The organism is uncultured Microbacterium sp., assembly GCF_963524805.1.
In the GTDB taxonomy this organism is placed as follows: Bacteria; Actinomycetota; Actinomycetes; order Actinomycetales; family Microbacteriaceae; genus Microbacterium.
Genome location: NZ_CAURGG010000004.1, coordinates 98202 through 115019, shown reverse-complemented (window position 1 = coordinate 115019; position 16818 = coordinate 98202). Strand labels below are relative to the sequence as shown.

Annotated in this window: 7 protein-coding genes; 4 read left to right on the top strand and 3 right to left on the bottom strand. The window is 70.4% G+C overall.

Translation table 11 applies throughout. From position 1 onward, the window contains the following. Positions 1-34: 34 nt before the first annotated feature. Positions 35-3529: a DNA-directed RNA polymerase subunit beta gene (gene rpoB / locus RWQ91_RS10330; protein WP_314505704.1), complete on the bottom strand. Its 3495-nt coding sequence runs from the start codon at positions 3527-3529 to the stop codon at positions 35-37. 337 nt (positions 3530-3866) lie between these two features. Between rpoB and RWQ91_RS10325 the strand changes: the two genes are divergently transcribed. From RWQ91_RS10325 to RWQ91_RS10310, 4 genes are all read left to right on the top strand, one after another. Next, the gene (locus RWQ91_RS10325; protein ID WP_314505703.1) at positions 3867-6422 is read left to right on the top strand and encodes a DUF4062 domain-containing protein; all 2556 of its coding nucleotides are present in this window, start codon (positions 3867-3869) and stop codon (positions 6420-6422) included. A gap of 62 nt (positions 6423-6484) precedes the next feature. Beyond that, positions 6485-9097, top strand: a complete 2613-nt coding sequence (locus RWQ91_RS10320; protein WP_314505702.1) for a DUF4062 domain-containing protein — start codon at positions 6485-6487, stop codon at positions 9095-9097. A gap of 46 nt (positions 9098-9143) precedes the next feature. After that, positions 9144-11765: a DUF4062 domain-containing protein gene (locus RWQ91_RS10315; protein ID WP_314505701.1), complete on the top strand. Its 2622-nt coding sequence runs from the start codon at positions 9144-9146 to the stop codon at positions 11763-11765. 51 nt (positions 11766-11816) lie between these two features. After that, positions 11817-14444: a DUF4062 domain-containing protein gene (locus RWQ91_RS10310; protein ID WP_314505700.1), complete on the top strand. Its 2628-nt coding sequence runs from the start codon at positions 11817-11819 to the stop codon at positions 14442-14444. A gap of 19 nt (positions 14445-14463) precedes the next feature. Here the strand turns inward: RWQ91_RS10310 and RWQ91_RS10305 are convergent, their stop codons facing one another. Continuing rightward, entirely contained in the window at positions 14464-16041 is a 1578-nt protein-coding gene (locus tag RWQ91_RS10305) for an urea amidolyase family protein (protein ID WP_314505699.1), read from the bottom strand. Further along, positions 16035-16790 (bottom strand): 5-oxoprolinase subunit PxpA, encoded by a 756-nt coding sequence (locus tag RWQ91_RS10300; protein WP_314505698.1) that lies wholly within the window; start codon positions 16788-16790, stop codon positions 16035-16037. Before RWQ91_RS10300 ends, RWQ91_RS10305 begins: the two co-directional genes overlap by 7 nt. Positions 16791-16818: the final 28 nt, after the last annotated feature.

The following is a 16818-nucleotide window of genomic DNA, read 5'->3' as shown; positions in this document are numbered from 1 at the left end:
TCCTGTATCGGAATTCTGTATCGGACCCGGCGGCTTAGATCTCGTCGATCGACGAGGACTCGAAGCGGCTGGAGATGTTGATGCCGAGCTCTTCGGCAGCGCGGAAGGCGTCGTCGTCGGTGTCGCGGAGGTTGACCGCGGTGCCGTCGGCCGAGAGGACCTCGACGTTCAGGCACAGCGACTGCATCTCCTTCATGAGCACCTTGAACGACTCCGGGATGCCGGGCTCCTGGATGTTCTCGCCCTTGACGATCGCCTCGTACACCTTGACGCGGCCGAGGATGTCGTCGGACTTGATCGTGAGCAGTTCCTGGAGGGCGTAGGCGGCGCCGTAGGCCTCGAGGGCCCACACCTCCATCTCACCGAAGCGCTGTCCACCGAACTGCGCCTTACCACCCAGAGGCTGCTGCGTGATCATCGAGTACGGGCCCGTGGAGCGCGCGTGGATCTTGTCGTCCACGAGGTGGTGCAGCTTCAGGATGTACATGTAGCCCACCGAGACGGGTGCCGGGAACGGGTCGCCGGAGCGGCCGTCGAACAGCAGGGTCTTTCCGCTGGAGCCGATGAGGCGCTCACCGTCGCGGGTGACGTTCGTCGACTCGAGCAGACCCTCGATCTCCGACTCGAACGCGCCGTCGAACACCGGGGTCGCGACCTTGGTGCCGGGGGCGGCCTCGAGGGCTTCCTTCGGCATCTTGGCGGCCCACTTCGGGGACCCCTCGACCTTCCATCCCTGCTGGGCGATCCAGCCGAGGTGAAGCTCGAGCACCTGGCCGAAGTTCATTCGACCCGGGATGCCGAGCGGGTTCAGGATGACCTGGACCGGCGTGCCGTCCGCGAGGAAGGGCATGTCCTCGACGGGGAGGATCTTCGCGATGACGCCCTTGTTCCCGTGGCGGCCGGCGAGCTTGTCGCCCTCGGTGATCTTGCGCTTCTGGGCGATGTAGACCACGACGCGGCGGTTGACGCCCGAGCCGAGCTCGTCGTCGCCGTCCTCGGCGTTGAACTCCTTGACGGCGATGATCGTGCCCTGCTCACCGTGGGGCACCTTCAGCGACGTGTCGCGGACCTCGCGGCTCTTCTCGTTGAAGATCGCGCGCAGCAGCCGCTCCTCGGCCGACAGCTCGGTCTCGCCCTTGGGCGTGACCTTGCCGACCAGGATGTCGCCGGGGCGCACCTCGGCTCCGATGCGGATGATGCCGCGCTCGTCGAGGTCCTTCAGCAGGTCGGGGCTGACGTTGGGCAGATCACGGGTGATCTCCTCCTTGCCGAGCTTCGTGTCGCGCGAGTCGACCTCGTACTCCTCGATGTGGATCGAGGAGAGGGTGTCGTCCTTCACCAGGTCCTGGCTGAGGATGATCGCGTCCTCGAAGTTGTGGCCCTCCCACGTCATGAACGCGACGAGGAGGTTCTTTCCGAGCGCGAGCTCGCCGTTCTCCGTCGCCGGTCCGTCCGCGATGACCTCGCCCGCCTCGATGCGCTCGCCTGCCGAGACCACGACGCGCTGGTTGTAGCTCGTGCCCTGGTTCGAACGGTCGAACTTGCGGAGGAAGTACTGCTGGGTGCCGCCCTCGTCGAGCTGCACCGTCACGACATCGGCCGAGACCTCCAGGACCACGCCCGCCTTCTCGGCGGTGACCACGTCACCCGCGTCGATGGCGGCGAAGCCCTCCATTCCGGTGCCGACCAGCGGCGACTCGGAACGCAGGAGCGGAACGGCCTGACGCTGCATGTTCGCGCCCATGAGGGCGCGGTTCGCGTCGTCGTGCTCGAGGAACGGGATGAGCGAGGTCGCGACCGACACCATCTGGCGCGGCGAGACGTCCATGTAGCCGATCTCGTCCGCGTGGAAGAGGTCGACCTCGCCGCCCTTCTTGCGGGCGAGCACACGGTCCTCGGTGAAGTGGCCGCCGGCCTTGAGGGGCGCGTTGGCCTGGGCGACGATGTAGTCGTCCTCCTCGGATGCCGTGAGGTAGTCGATCTGGTCGGTGACCTGTCCCTGGACGACCTTGCGGTACGGCGTCTCGATGAAGCCGAACGCGTTGATGCGCGCGAACGACGCGAGCGAGCCGATCAGGCCGATGTTCGGGCCTTCCGGGGTCTCGATGGGGCACATGCGGCCGTAGTGCGACGGGTGGACGTCGCGCACCTCGACGCCGGCGCGCTCACGCGACAGGCCGCCGGGGCCCAGGGCCGACAGGCGGCGCTTGTGGGTCAGACCCGCGAGCGGGTTGTTCTGATCCATGAACTGCGACAGCTGCGACGTTCCGAAGAACTCCTTGATCGCCGCGACGACGGGGCGCACGTTGATCAGGGTCTGCGGCGTGATGGCCTCGATGTCCTGCGTCGTCATGCGCTCGCGGACGACGCGCTCCATGCGCGACAGACCGGTGCGGACCTGGTTCTGGATCAGCTCGCCGACCGCGCGGATGCGACGGTTGCCGAAGTTGTCGATGTCGTCGATGTCCAGCCGGATCTCCGCGGGCTTGCCGCCGCGCAGACCGGTGAAGGTGGTGTCGCCGCGGTGCAGGCGGACCAGGTACTTGATCGTCGCGACGATGTCGTCGACGGTCAGGACGGAGTCCGACAGCGGGGCGTCGAGGCCGAGCTTCTGGTTGATCTTGTACCGACCGACCTTCGCCAGGTCGTAGCGCTTGGAGTTGAAGTAGAAGTTGTCCAGCAGCGCGCGGGCGGCCTCGGCGGCGACCTGCTCGCCCGGACGGAGCTTGCGGTAGATGTCGCGGAGGGCGTCCTCCTTCGAGAGGATCGTGTCCTTCGAGAGGGTCTCCTCGATCGAGTCGAAGCCGGCGAACTCCTCGAGGATCTGCTCGCTGGTCAGGCCCAGCGCCTTGAGGAAGACGGTGACGGACTGCTTGCGCTTGCGGTCGATGCGCACGCCGACCTGGTCGCGCTTGTCGATCTCGAACTCGAGCCAGGCGCCGCGGCTGGGGATCACGCGCGCCGAGACGATGTCCTTGTCCGAGGTCTTGTCGGGCGTGCGGTCGAAGTAGACGCCCGGCGAGCGGACGAGCTGCGAGACGACGACACGCTCGGTGCCGTTGATGATGAAGGTGCCCTTGCCGGTCTGCAGGGGGAAGTCGCCCATGAAGACGGTCTGCGTCTTGATCTCACCGGTCTGGTGGTTCATGAACTCGGCCTCGACGTACAGCGGGGCGGCGTAGGTCTTGCCGCGCTCCTTGCACTCGTCGATCGAGTACTTCTCCGGCTCCAGATACGGGTTCGTGAACGAGAGCTGCATCGTCTCGCTCAGGTCCTCGATCGGGGAGATCTCCTCGAAGATCTCCTCGAGGCCGCTGATCTCGGGCACGTCGGTGCGGCCGATGCTCTTGGCCTCGGCGACGCGCTCCTTCCAGGCGTCGTTGCCGACGAGCCAGTCGAAGGACTCCGTCTGCAGCGCGAGAAGGTCGGGGACCGTCAGCGTGTCTGTGATCTTGGCGAACGAGAGGCGGGATGCTCCGCGGCCGTTCTTGGTGGTGGTGGTGGTAGATGCGTTGCGCGCAGCAGCCAAGGGGATTACCTCCGTGGGCCCGGGCAGGGCTCGTTTCCTTGTCGTCAGGGTGGAGTGCTCATCTGTCCCCGAAAACCTGGGCGCCACACTCCGCTTCAGAAGGTGAGTTCGAGAAGCGGGGGCACGCAGGCACAGCCGACCACCATATGAGGGCAGGGGGAATCCAAGAGCGCAAGGACCAACTATACGCCGGTTGCCACGCCGTGTCCAGTCGGGTTCTTGAAAAGTTTGCGATCGTGCGGTATAACCGCGAGACGACGCCCCGGATTCCCGCCGGATCCCTGGCGGAGACCCGCTGGTCCGGCCATGATGTGTGCATGACTGGGGGCGAGACCCCGTGATCCGCACTCCTGACCAGCGCATCCGGGTGTTCGTGAGTTCGACGCTGCAAGAGCTCGCCGACGAGCGGCGCGCCGTCCGCGGCGCGATCGAGCGGATGCAGCTCGCCCCGGTCATGTTCGAGCTCGGCGCCCGCCCGCATCCGCCCCGCGACCTCTATCGCGCCTACCTGGCGCAGAGCGACATCTTCGTCGGCATCTACGCGGACAGCTACGGCTGGACCGCGCCGGGCGAGGAGGTCTCGGGACTGGAGGACGAGTACAACCTCGTGCCCACCGGCATGCCGAAGCTCATCTACCTCAGGGAATCCGCGCAGCGCGAGCCGAAGCTCCAGGCTCTCATCGGGCGCATCCGGACGGATGACACGGCCTCGTACGTCTCGTTCTCGACACCCGGGATGCTCGCCGGCCGGGTCTCGGCAGACCTCGCGACGCTGCTCGCCGAGCGCTTCGGGAGCGCGCGCAGCCCGGCGACGGCTCCCCCCGCGGCCCCGCAGCGGGTTCCGGCGCCGTACACCGACGCGATCGGGCGCGAATCCGATGTCGAGGCACTGCTCGATCTGCTCGCCGGCGACACCGTGCGCCTGGTCACCCTCGCCGGTCCGGGTGGCATCGGCAAGAGCCGGCTCGCCATCGAGGTCGCTCACCGTGCGGCCCAGGCGGGAAACCGGCAGGTCTCGTTCGTGCTGCTCGAACACGTCACCGATCCCGCACGCGTCGTTCCGGCGATCGCGGCCGAGCTGGGCGTGCAGGATTCGGGCAGGGGGGATGCCGCGGCCGATCTCGCCCGCGCCGCCGGCGATCGCCCGATGCTGATCGTGCTGGACAACTTCGAGCAGGTGATCGATGCGGCTTCGCACATCGTCCGGCTGTTCACCGAACTGCCGCTGGCCACATTCCTCGTCACGAGTCGAACGCGCCTGCGGGTGCGCGGCGAGCACGTCTTCGAGGTTGCTCCGCTCGGGCTTCCCGACCCATCGCGCGCCGTCCACGTCGCGTCGGCCCTCGGCTCTCCCGCCGTGCGCCTGTTCCGAGACCGTGCGCGAGCCGCCAATCCCCTGTTCGACCTCACCGAGGAGAACATCGACGCGGTCGCGCGCATCTGCGCCGCCCTCGAGGGCGTGCCCCTCGCGATCGAGCTCGCCGCCGCCCGCATCCGCGTGCTGTCTCCGGCGATGATGATCGACCGTCTGGATCAGCGGCTTCCCCTCCTGCGGGGTTCCGCACGCGACCTCCCGGACCGGCAGCGCACGATCGAAGCGACGATCGCCTGGAGCGTGAGCCTGCTGGATCCCGAGCCTCGTGAGCTCCTCGTGAGGCTCGGCGTGTTCGCCGGCGAGTTCAGCCTGGAGGCGGTGGAGGCGGTGTGCGCCGGCGCCGGGTGGCGGACCGACACGCTCACGCTGCTGACCGAGCTGATGGACAACAGCCTCGTGCGCTCGCGCGACGGCGGCGCCGTCCCGCTGTTCGGGATGCTCGCCACGGTGCGCGAGTTCGCGGTGGAGCGCCTGCAGGGCGAGCCCGACGCGCAGGCGGTCCGGGACCTGCATGCGGCCCACTACATCCGCTTGGCTCAGGACAGTGCACCCCTCCTGCAGGGCCGGACGCAGGTCGCGGCGATCGAACGACTCGGAGCGGAGCGCGAGAACCTGCGGGCGGCCGGACGGCATCTGCTGGAGACCGGGCGGATCGAGACGCTCTCGCAGGTGGTGTGGGATCTCTTCCTCTACTGGTGGATCCGCGGACTCATGCCGGAGGCTCGCGGGTGGGTCGAGGCGATCCTGGCCACCGGCATCGAGGTCTCCGACCGCACGCGGGCGATCGCCCTGGGTTTCTCGTCGTGGGTGAGCCTCTGGCAGGACCGCGGCGAGGTCCGAACCGCTCCGTTCGAAGAGAGCGTCCGACTGTTCCGCACTCTCGGCGACACGGCGAGCCAGGCCCGAATGCTCTGCTCGCTCGCGCTGGCGCACCTCGGCGCAGCCCCGCCGGAAAGACAGGAGGCGGAGGCCGCGGCCCGCGAAGCGCTCGCGATCGTCGAGGGGCGCGCTCCGACGGTCGAGTCCATGGCCCGGGTGGCGATGGGCCGCGTCGTGGCGAGCGGTGGCGACCTGCCGGGCGCGGCTGCCCTCTTCGACGAGGCGCTCGCTCTGGCCGAAGCGGAGGGCGACGACTTCGCGTGCACCCTCGCGATCACCAATCGGGCGTGGACGGGCATCGCGCTCGGGGAGCGGCCCGCTGACCTGTTCGAACGGAACCTGAGGCTGGCGACGGGCCTCGGCAACGTGGACGGTGCGGCGTATGCCCTGGAGGGCATGATCGCGATCGCCGTGCTCGAGGGCGACGTCGAGCGAGCCGGGGTGCTCACCGGTGCGGCCGAGGCCGTTCGCCAGCTCACGGGGGTCAGGGAGCAGGCGGGCGTCGTCACGTTCGAACCCTTCGTCGAGTCCATGCTGCGCTCCGAGCGCGCCGGCGACTTCGGGGCCGCGCGCGACAGGGGCAGGGCGATGACCGTTCACGAGGCCACGGAGTTCGCCCTCGCCACGGCCACGGCCTAGAGCGAGTCGCCATGCGGTGATCACGCTGGACGGCGCAGTGCCCGGTCCTCGACAATGGGCGGATGGGGGATGCTGTCAGCACGCGCTCGTCAGCGATACGCACGCCCGACCAGCGACTGCGCGTGTTCGTCTCCTCGACCCTGCGTGAACTCGAGAGCGAACGCCGCGCGGTGCGGGCCGCGATCGAGCGTCTCCGCCTCGCGCCGGTGATGTTCGAACTGGGCGCCCGGCCGCACCCGCCGCGCGAGCTCTATCGGGCCTACCTCGAGCAGAGCGACGTCTTCATCGGGATCTACGCCGACAGCTACGGGTGGGTCGCGCCCGGAGAGCAGATCTCCGGGCTCGAGGACGAGTACCGCCTTGCGCCTTCTTCGATGCCGAAGCTGATCTATGTCCGCTCCCCCGCCCAGCGCGACGAACGACTGGACGGCCTGATCACGCTCATCCGGTCCGACGACACCGCCTCGTACAAGGCGTACGGAAGCGCGGAGGAGCTCGCCGAGCTCGTGGAAGCCGATCTCGCGACGCTGCTCGCCGAGAGATTCGACGCATCGCGCGCGGCGGCCCCCGCCCGCGCGCCCCTGGCCTCCCGCATCCCCTCTGCCTACACGCGACTGATCGGGCGCGATGAGGATGTCGCGACCGTGCTCCGCCTGCTCGCCGATCGCGAGCGGCGACTGATCACGCTGCTCGGCCCGGGCGGAATCGGCAAGAGCCGCCTTTCGATCGCCGTCGCCTCGGCCGCGCGTGATCTCTTCCCCGCTGGAACGGTGTTCGTCCCGCTCGAGAACGTGCTCGAGCCCGACCTGCTGCTGCCGACGATCGGCTACGCCCTCGGCGTCCGCGACGCGGGCGATCTTCCGCTCGAGCAGCGATTGGCGATCGCGCTCGAAGGGCGCCGGCTCCTCCTCGTGCTCGACAACTTCGAGCAGCTCGTCGCGGCCGCACCGGTCCTGGTGCGCCTGTACACGATCGCACCCGATGCAGCGTTCCTGGTCACCAGTCGGGTGCTGCTGCGAGTCCGCGGCGAGCAGGTCTACGAGGTCCCGGCGCTGGCCACCCACGACCCCGCCTCGCCGGACTCGGTCGCCCGCGCGCGCACCTCCCCTGCGGTGGAGCTGTTTGTCGACCGAGCGCGAGCGGTGAAGCCCGACTTCGAGCTCACGGACGCGAACGCCGCCGCCGTGGTCGGCATCTGCCGCGCCCTGCAGGGCCTGCCTCTGGCGATCGAGCTCGCCGCGGCCCGCATGCGCGTCCTGACCCCGGCATCCGTTCTGCAGCGACTCGACCAGCAGCTGCCGCTCCTCGTCGACTCGTCGCGGGACCTTCCGGAACGCCAGCGCACCCTCCGCTCCACGATCGAGTGGTCGACCGGACTCCTCCCCGACAACGAGCGGCGTCTGCTCTGCGAGCTGGGGGTGTTCTCACCCGGATTCACTTTCGAATCGGTGGAGGCCTACGGCGTGCGGCGGGGCTGGGATTTCGACGTCTTCGCGGGACTCGAGACTCTGGTGGACTCCTCGCTCGTCGATCAGGCGGACCTGGACGGCGAGTCGGTGTTCTCGCTCCTGGCGACCGTGCGCGAGTTCGGGCTGGAGCACCTGCGGTCCACGGGTGAGGAGGTGGATGCGCGGCGGGCGCACGCAGACGTCTACGTCGACCTGTCGCGCCGCGAAGGACGCGGTCTGGGCTTCGGCGACCAGACGGATGCGGTCGCGCGGCTCAACCTGGAGCGGGGGAACCTGCGCGCCGCGGTACGCCACCTGGCGGCGATCGGCGATGTCGAGACGGCATCCGACACGGCATGGCGGCTCTATCTCTACTGGTGGATCGGCGGCTACCTGACCGAGGTCGCGGTGTGGATGCAGGAGCTCCTCGCGTCCGGGAGAGAGGTGTCGCCGCGCACTCGCGCGATCGCCGCCTTCTACGTCGCATGGCGGGACATGTGGATCGTCCCGTCGCATGAGATCACGGCATCCCTGCGCGCCGCGGCGGCCGACTTCGCATCGGCCGGCGACGAAGTGGGAGCCACGATGGCGGGCGCCACGGCCGGCCTCGCCGAGATCAACACTCCCGATCCCGACATGGCCGCCGCCGAGGGCTGGCTCCGCGAAGGGGCCGATCGGTTCCACGCGCTCCATGCGGGCTGGGGCGAGACGCTCGCGCTCGTCGCGCTCGGCCGGATCGCCGCCCTCACGGGAGATCTCGATGCGGCGACCGTCGAGTTCGAGCGCGGTGTCTCAGCTGCCACCTCCAGCGGCGACCTGTTCGCGGCCACCGTCGCGATCCATCACCTCGCTCGGATGCGCCTCTTCGCCGGCAGGATCGAGGACTCGGAGCGGCTGTTCCTGGACGCGATCGAAGGGTCGCTGATCCTGCGCCACGACGAGGGCATCGCCTACGGGCTGGAGGGGCTGAGCGCGATCGCCGCCCTCCGCGAGGATGCGGAGCGGGCAGGGGTCCTCGCCGGCGCGGCGGGAGCCATCCGCAAGCGCGCCGCCGTGTTCGATTCGCCCCGCTTCGTCTTCCACGAACGGTATCTCCAGGCCCTCGCCGAGAAGGGAGCGGGTGAACGGATCGAAGCCGCCCAGCGGCGGGGCGCGGAATACGGTGCGGCGGAAGCCGGGGACTACGCGCTGGCCGGCGCGGGACGACGTGCGGGAGCGTCCGGCTGACCATCGCCTCTGGTGCATATTCCTGCGGGAGGGCCATGATATGGACATGACTGGGGCACGGGGGCCCCTGATCCGCACGCCCGACCGGCGGCTCAGGGTGTTCGTGAGTTCGACTCTGCGCGAACTCGCCGAGGAGCGGGCGGCCGTGCGCAGCGCCATCGAGCGCATGCGCCTCGCGCCCGTCATGTTCGAGCTCGGCGCGCGTCCGCACCCGCCTCGCGAGCTGTACCGCTCCTACCTCGCTCAGAGCGACGTGTTCGTCGGGATCTACGCCGACAGCTACGGGTGGGTCGCCCCGGGCGAGCAGATCTCGGGCCTGGAGGACGAGTACGACCTCGCCCCGAAGGGCATGCCCAAACTGATCTACATCAAGGCATCCGATTCCCGCGAGGAGCGCCTGACGAAGCTCATCCACCGCATCCAGAGCGACGACACTGCCGCCTACCTTCCCTTCCGGACCGCCGCCGATCTGCAGGAACGCGTGACGAGCGATCTGGCCACTCTGCTCGCCGAGCGCTTCGACCAGTCACGCGGGGCAGGCGACGGAGCCCCCGACGCCGAGGGATCCCTGCTGGCTCGCGTTCCCGCCCCGTACACGACGACCATCGGCCGCGAGCGCGACCTCGCCCAGGTGCGCGCCCTGCTGGAGAAGGGCGAGGACCGCGTCGTGACGCTGGTGGGGCCTGGCGGGATCGGCAAGAGCCGCCTCGCGATCGAGGTCGCGCATGCCACCGAGGACCTCTATCCCGACGGGACGTTCTTCGTGCTGCTGGAGGGCGTCCTCGAACAGGGCCTCCTGCTGCCCACGATCGCCTACTTCCTCGGCATCCGCGACACGGGCGAGGCGGGACTCGAGGAACGCATCTCGCAGGCTCTGCAGGGCCGGCGCGTCCTGATCGTGCTGGACAACTTCGAGCAGATCGTGGAGGCCGCGCCCGTTCTGGTTCGGCTCTACACCGTCGCGCCGTCGGTGAGCTTCCTGGTCACGAGTCGGATCGTGCTGCGCATCCGCGGCGAGCAGGTCTACGAAGTGGAGCCGCTGCGCCCCCCGGAAGGCACTGCACCGGTCACGCTCGAGCGTGCGCGACGCTCCCCCGCCGTTCAGCTGTTCGTCGATCGGGCCCAGGCGGTCAAGCCGGAGTTCGCGCTCACTTCGGAGAACGCCGCCGCCATCACCGCCATCTGTCGCCGCCTGGAGGGACTTCCCCTGGCGATCGAGCTCGCCGCGGCGAAAGTGCGCCTGCTCACCCCCGAAGGGATCGCGCAACGGCTCGAGCACAGCCTGCCGCTGCTGACGGCCGCGGTGCGGGACCTTCCCGACCGGCACCGCACGATGCGCGGAACGATCGAGTGGAGCGTCGGCCTGCTGCCTGACCGCCAACGCGATCTGCTCGAGGATCTCGGGGTGTTCGCCACCCGGTTCACACTCGAAGCGGTCGAGGCGATCGGCCGGGGGCGCTCGTGGGATGGGTACGCCCTGGACGCGCTGTCCGAGCTTGTCGACGCCTCGCTCGTCCAGCAGGTGGAGATCGACGATCGATCCACGTTCTCGCTGCTGGCCATCATGCGCGAATACGCGATCGGCAGGCTCAAGGAGCGCGGCGAGGCCGAGGTGATGCGCGTCGCGCACGCCGACTACTACGTGTCGCTCGTGGAGCAGATCGCCCCCGGCCTGCGCGACGCGCGGCAGCCCGACGCGGTGCGGGCGCTGGGAATGGAATTGCCGAACCTGCGGGCTGCGGCCCGGCATCTGGTCTACACCGATCGTCTCGATCTCGCCGGAGATTTCGCCTGGAGTCTGCTGGTGTACTGGTGGATCTCGGGCTTCTTCAGCGAAGTGCGCCTGTGGATGCTCGAGCTGCTGGAGAAGCAGCAGCCGATCACGCCGCACACCCGTGCCGTCGCCTGGTTCTTCTCGCTCTGGAGCGAGATGTGGCAGCGTCCGTCCGATCAGGTCGTCACCGGACTGGGCGAGTGCGTACGCCTGTTCACCGAGAGCGGGGACGAGGATGCCGCGGCCATGGCCCTGGCTGCCCGAGCGACGACGCGGCTGCAGTTTCCCGACCTCGACGCCGACAAGGCCGAGGAGGAGCTCACCGAGGCGGTGGCGCGGCTGCGGGCGATCGGGGACGGCTGGGCGGAATCCATGGCCGAGATCGGACTCGGCTTCCTCAGCGTGGTCCGCGGTCAGATAGCCGATGCGCTCGCGCACTTCTCACGGTCGGCCGAGATCGCCGATCAAGGTCAGAACATGCACACGCGCATCGTCGCCGGAAACAACCGCACGCGGGTCCTGTTCATGATGGGCCAGGTCGAGGCCGCTGAGCAGGAATGGATCCTGACGCTCGGCCTGTCCGCCCGGCTGCACTACGTGGAGGGCGCCTCGTATGCACTCGAGGGCATGTCCGCCGTCGCCGCCTCGCGCGGGGACGGCTGGCACGCCGGTGCACTGTCGATGGTGGCCGCCACGGTTCGCCAGACCACGGGCATCTTCGATGTCGCGGGGTTCGCCGTGCACGTCGCACCGCTGGAGGCCCTGCGCGCCAGCGATCCCGAGAGCGTCGCTGCCGGCGAGCGCGCCGGGGCCGAGATGAGCATCGCGGAGGCGATCGCTCTCGCGCTGCCCGACGCCGACGCCACGGTGCGAGAGGCACTCGCCCAGTGGTGATCCAGGCCGCGTCGCCCGGCGCCGACGGTGTCCCTCGTCCAGGATGGGGCCATGACCGGGGCTAAGTCGTCCGTGATCCGCACCCCCGACCAGAGGATCCGGGTGTTCGTGAGCTCGACGCTGCGCGAGCTCGCACAAGAACGCCAGGCCGTGCGCGCGGCGATCGAGCGACTCCAGCTGGCTCCCGTGATGTTCGAGCTCGGCGCTCGCCCGCACCCTCCCCGCGAGCTCTACCGCTCCTACCTCGCCCAGAGCGACGTGTTCATCGGAATCTATGCGGACAGCTACGGATGGGTCGCGCCCGACGAGCAGATCTCGGGTCTCGAGGACGAGTACAACCTCGCTCCGCGATCGATGCCGAAGCTCATCTACATCAAGAAGAGCGCCGCCCGCGAGGAGCGCCTCACCCGGCTGATCGACCGCATCCGAACAGATGACACGGCTGCGTACCTGCCGTTCGAGACCGCGGCCGAGCTCGAGGATCAGGTGGCCGCCGACCTTGCGACCCTCATGGCCGAGCGCTTCGATCAGTCGCGGACGACCGGCGACTCCTCCGACGCGGATGCCGCGTCCGGGCTCGTCGCGCGCGTGCCGGTGCCGTACACGAACACCATCGGAAGGGAGCGGGAGATCGCAGAGGTCCGCGCGCTGCTCGCGCGCGGTGATGACCGCGTGATCAGCCTGATCGGACCGGGCGGCATCGGCAAGAGCCGTCTGGCGATCGAGGTCGCGATCGCCGCCCGCGACGCGTTCCCGGACGGCACCTACTTCGTCGGACTCGAGAACGTGCTCGAGCCCGGTCTGCTGCTGCCGACCATCGCCTATGCCCTCGGCATCCGCGACAACGGCGAGGCGGTGCTCGAGGAGCGCATCTCGCACGCCCTCGCCGACCGGCGGGTGCTGCTGGTGCTGGACAACTTCGAGCAGATCGTGGATGCGGCACCCGTGCTCGTGCGGCTGTACACGGTCGCGCCGAGCGCGAGCTTCCTCGTGACGAGCCGGGTTGTCCTGCGCATCCGCGGTGAGCAGGTGTACGACGTCCGCGCCCTGAGCACGCCCGCCCCGGGTGCGCCGGGAACGCTCGAGCGCGCGCAGGGCTCGGCGGCGGTCGCGCTCTTCGTCGACCGCGCGCGAGCAGCGAAGCCCTCCTTCACCCTCACCGAGGAGAACGCCGGCGCAGTGATGGACATCTGCCGCCGTCTCGAGGGACTTCCCCTGGCGATCGAGCTGGCCGCGGCGAAGGTGCGCATGCTGACGCCGCTCGGCATCGCAGAACGCCTGAAGCGCAGCCTTCCGCTGCTGACGGCCGCGGTGCGCGACCTGCCGGAGCGCCACCGCACGATGCGCGCGACGCTGGATTGGAGCGTGGAGCTGCTCTCGCCCGCGGACCGGGACCTGCTCGAGGACCTCGGGGTGTTCGCCGAGCGGTTCTCGCTCGAGGCGGTGGAGGCCATCGGCTCGGGTCGATCGTGGGAGGGGAATGCGATCGACGGGATCACCGCGCTGATCGACGGCTCCCTCGTGAAGCAGACGGAATTCGACGGCCGCCCGGTGCTGTCGCTCCTGGCGATCGTGCGCGAGTACGCCCTCGGCCGCCTCAAGGAGCGGGGCGACGCAGACCGCATGCGCACGGCTCATGCCGATTACTACACGGCGCTCGTGCGCCGCGACGCCGGAGACCTGAGAGGCCGCAGCCAGGCCTCCACCGTGGCTTCGCTCGGCATCGAGCTTGCGAACCTCCGAGCCGCGGTCAGACATCTGGTCTACACGGACCGCCTCGACGACGCCGCCGACTTCGCGTGGGGCCTGCTCATCTACTGGTGGATCATGGGCCTGTTCGGCGGCGTCCGCGTCTGGATGCTCGAACTGCTGGGCAAGGACCAGCCCATCCGGCCGCACTCCCGGGCGATCGCGTGGTTCTTCGCCCTGTGGGGTGAGATGTGGCAGCGGCCGTCACCGGAGGTCGTCGCCGGACTCGGCGAGTGCGTGCGGCTGTTCACCGAGAGCGGTGACGAGGACGCGGCGGCGATGGCGCTGGCGGCGCGGGCCACCGCCCGCGTGCAGCTGTCCGAACCCGACATCGAGACCGCCGCCCGCGAGCTGGACGATGCGGTCGACAAGCTGCACCGCGTCGGCAACGGCTGGGGCGAGGCGATCACGCGCGTCTCGCTCGGCAGGGTCGCGTGGCTGCGGGGAGCGCGGGCGGATGCGCTGGCGCACTTCGAACGTGCCAGCGATCTGGCCGACGCGGGCGGAGACCTCTTCACCCGCTCGGTGGCCGGCAACCAGATCGGACGCCTCCTGCTCGTGGAGGGCAAGGTCGACGAGGCCGAGGCGGTGTTCCGGCGCACCCTGGTGGACTCGGTGAAGCTCCACCACGAGGAGGGCGTCGCCTACGGACTCGAGGGCATCTGCGCGATCGCTGCGGCGCACGGCGAAGCACGGCGCGCCGGGGCGCTGTCGGCCGCCGCCGCGGCGATCCGGCACCGCATCGGCGTCTTCGACGTCGAGGCGTTCACGGTGCACTCGCTCTCGCTCGACGCGGTCCGCAAGAGCGATCCCGACCAAGTCGCGGCCGGCGAGCTCGAGGGCGCGCAGCTCACGGTCGCCGAAGCGGTCGCGCTCGCCCTGCCGCCCACGGAGCGGGCGGTGGCGACGCAGTCGCTCGCGCACTGGTGACCGGCCCCTCCGGGAACGCTCAGGCGAGCCGCGCGTGGCGGAACCGCAGGCGCGTTCCGGGCCGAGCCTGCGCCAGCAGATCGAGCGCGGCATCCGTCGCCACCGCGATCACCGGGTAGCCGCCCGTGACGGGTCCGTCGGCGAGCAGGATCGTCGGCCGCCCGCTCGGCGGCACCTGCAGTGCGCCGGGCACCATGCCCTCGCTCGGCAGCTCGCCCGGGCGTTCGCGCTCGAGCGGCGGTCCATCGAGGCGCATGCCGACCCGGTCGGCGTCGTTCGTCACCGTCCACACGGCATCGAACAGCCGCCGGCGGGCGGATGCCGTGAACCACTCGGCCCGCGGGCCGGGAGCCAGCTCGACCTCGAGCTCATCGTCGTGCGGCGCTCCCCAGGGAGCGAGTGCGGCGACCGGGATCGGCGCCGTGGCCTCGCCGACACGCAGCGCGTCGCCCGCCTGCACGTGTGCCGCGCCGATGCCCGCCAGCACGTCGGTCGAGCGCGATCCCAGCGCCTGCGCGGCCTCGATGCCGCCGCGCACCGCGAGGTAGGCGCGCGCGCCGTGCGCGAACCAGTCCAGGTGCAGCTCCGCTCCGGCGGGCCAGGCGTGGGCCTCGTACGGGTCGATCTCGATCCCGGCGAGCCGAATCGGACCCCAGGCCCCGGCCACGGCGAACCAGTGATCGCGCCCCGCGGTCGCCCGGAATCCCCCCATCGTGACCTCGATCACCGCGGCACCCTCGGCATTGCCCACGAGCCGGTTCGCGGTGCGCGCCGCGCCCCGGTCGAGGGCTCCCGAGGGTGCGACGCCGAGCGCCGCCGCCCCCGGGCGGCCCAGATCCTGCACGGTGGCGAGCAGCCCCGGCTCATCGACCCGCAGGTCTCCTTCCCGCGAGACGGCATGCGGTGGTCCAGACTGCGGGGTCTGCCCGCTGTCTCGACCACCCCGTGCAGTCTCGCGGGACGAGGACGCGGTGACCGGACGAAACCTCACGCGCGTGCCGGGGGCGAGCAGGGCCGGGGATGCGGCATCCACATCGAACAGCGGCGCGGAGGTCGTGCCGATCAGGCGCCACCCGCCCGGGGTCTCCCGCGGGTACGCACCCGTGAACCCGCCCGCCAGCCCGACCGAGCCCCGCGGAACCCGCGTGCGCGGACTCAGCAGCCGCGGCACGTCGAAGGGCCAGTCCGGACTCACCAGGTAGCCGAAGCCCGGCGCGAACCCCGTGAAGGCGACCGTCCACTCGGCGCCGGTATGCCGGCGGACGAGCTCCTCGGCCGTCATGCCGAGCAGCGCAGCCGTCTCGGCGAGGTCGGCTCCGTCGTAGGTCACCTCCAGCTCGACGAGGTCGGCCGTCGCGAGCGGGAGGGATGCCGAATCCGTCGTCGTCGCCGCGATCCAGGCGCGAGCGGCGGCCAGCGTCAGCGGGGGGTCGACGCGCACGAGCACGGTGCGGGCCGCGGGGACCAGGTCGACGACGCCGGGCGGGCGGGCGGCGTCGAGACGGCGATGCAGATCGGTCGCGTCCTGCAGCGTGTCCACCTCCAGCAGCAGGGCGTGCTCGCCCATCGGCAGGATCCGGGCCGCGGCGCTCACCACGGCGCACGCACCTCGATGCCGTCCGCCTCGAGCGCGGCCCTCACCGCGCGGGCCATCGCGACGGCGTCGGGCGAGTCGCCGTGGACGCAGAGGGATGCCGCCTCCACCGCCACCGCCGCGCCGTCGGTCGCCGCCACCACTCCCTCGCGCACGAGGCGCACCGCCCGGTCGGCGACCTCGGCGGGGTCGTGCAGCAGAGCGCCGGGCTCTTCGCGCGGAACGAGCGAGCCGTCGGCGCGGTAGCCGCGGTCGAGGAACGCCTCACGCAGGAAGGGGAGCCCGGCCGCGCGGGCGGCTCGCTCGATGCGGCCGGGCAGTCCGAGCACGGGCAGCGCCCGGCCGAGCCGCTCGGAGAGGTCCGACACCGCGGCCACGACGGCCTCCGCCTGGGCGGAGTCGGCCGTGACCGCGTGGTACAGCGCACCGTGCGGCTTGACGTATCGCACTTCCGCCCCGGCGTCGACGAGCGCGTTCAGTTGCGCCGTGACGGTCGAGATGAGGTCATCGGCCGACATGTCCAGGCGCACACGCCCGAAGTTCGCCGTGTCGGGATACGAGGGGTGCGCGCCGATCGCGACGCCGAAGCGCGCGGCCCGGTCGACGGCCGCACGGAGGGATGCGGCATCCCCTGCGTGCCCGCCGCACGCGACGCTCGCGCTGGAGATCAGCGCGAACATGGCCTCGTCGTCCGCCGTCGGCACGCCGGCGACCGTCTCGCCGAGGTCGGCGTTCAGATCGATCGAGGCCATGCGACCACGGTACCCACCGGTTCGCGTC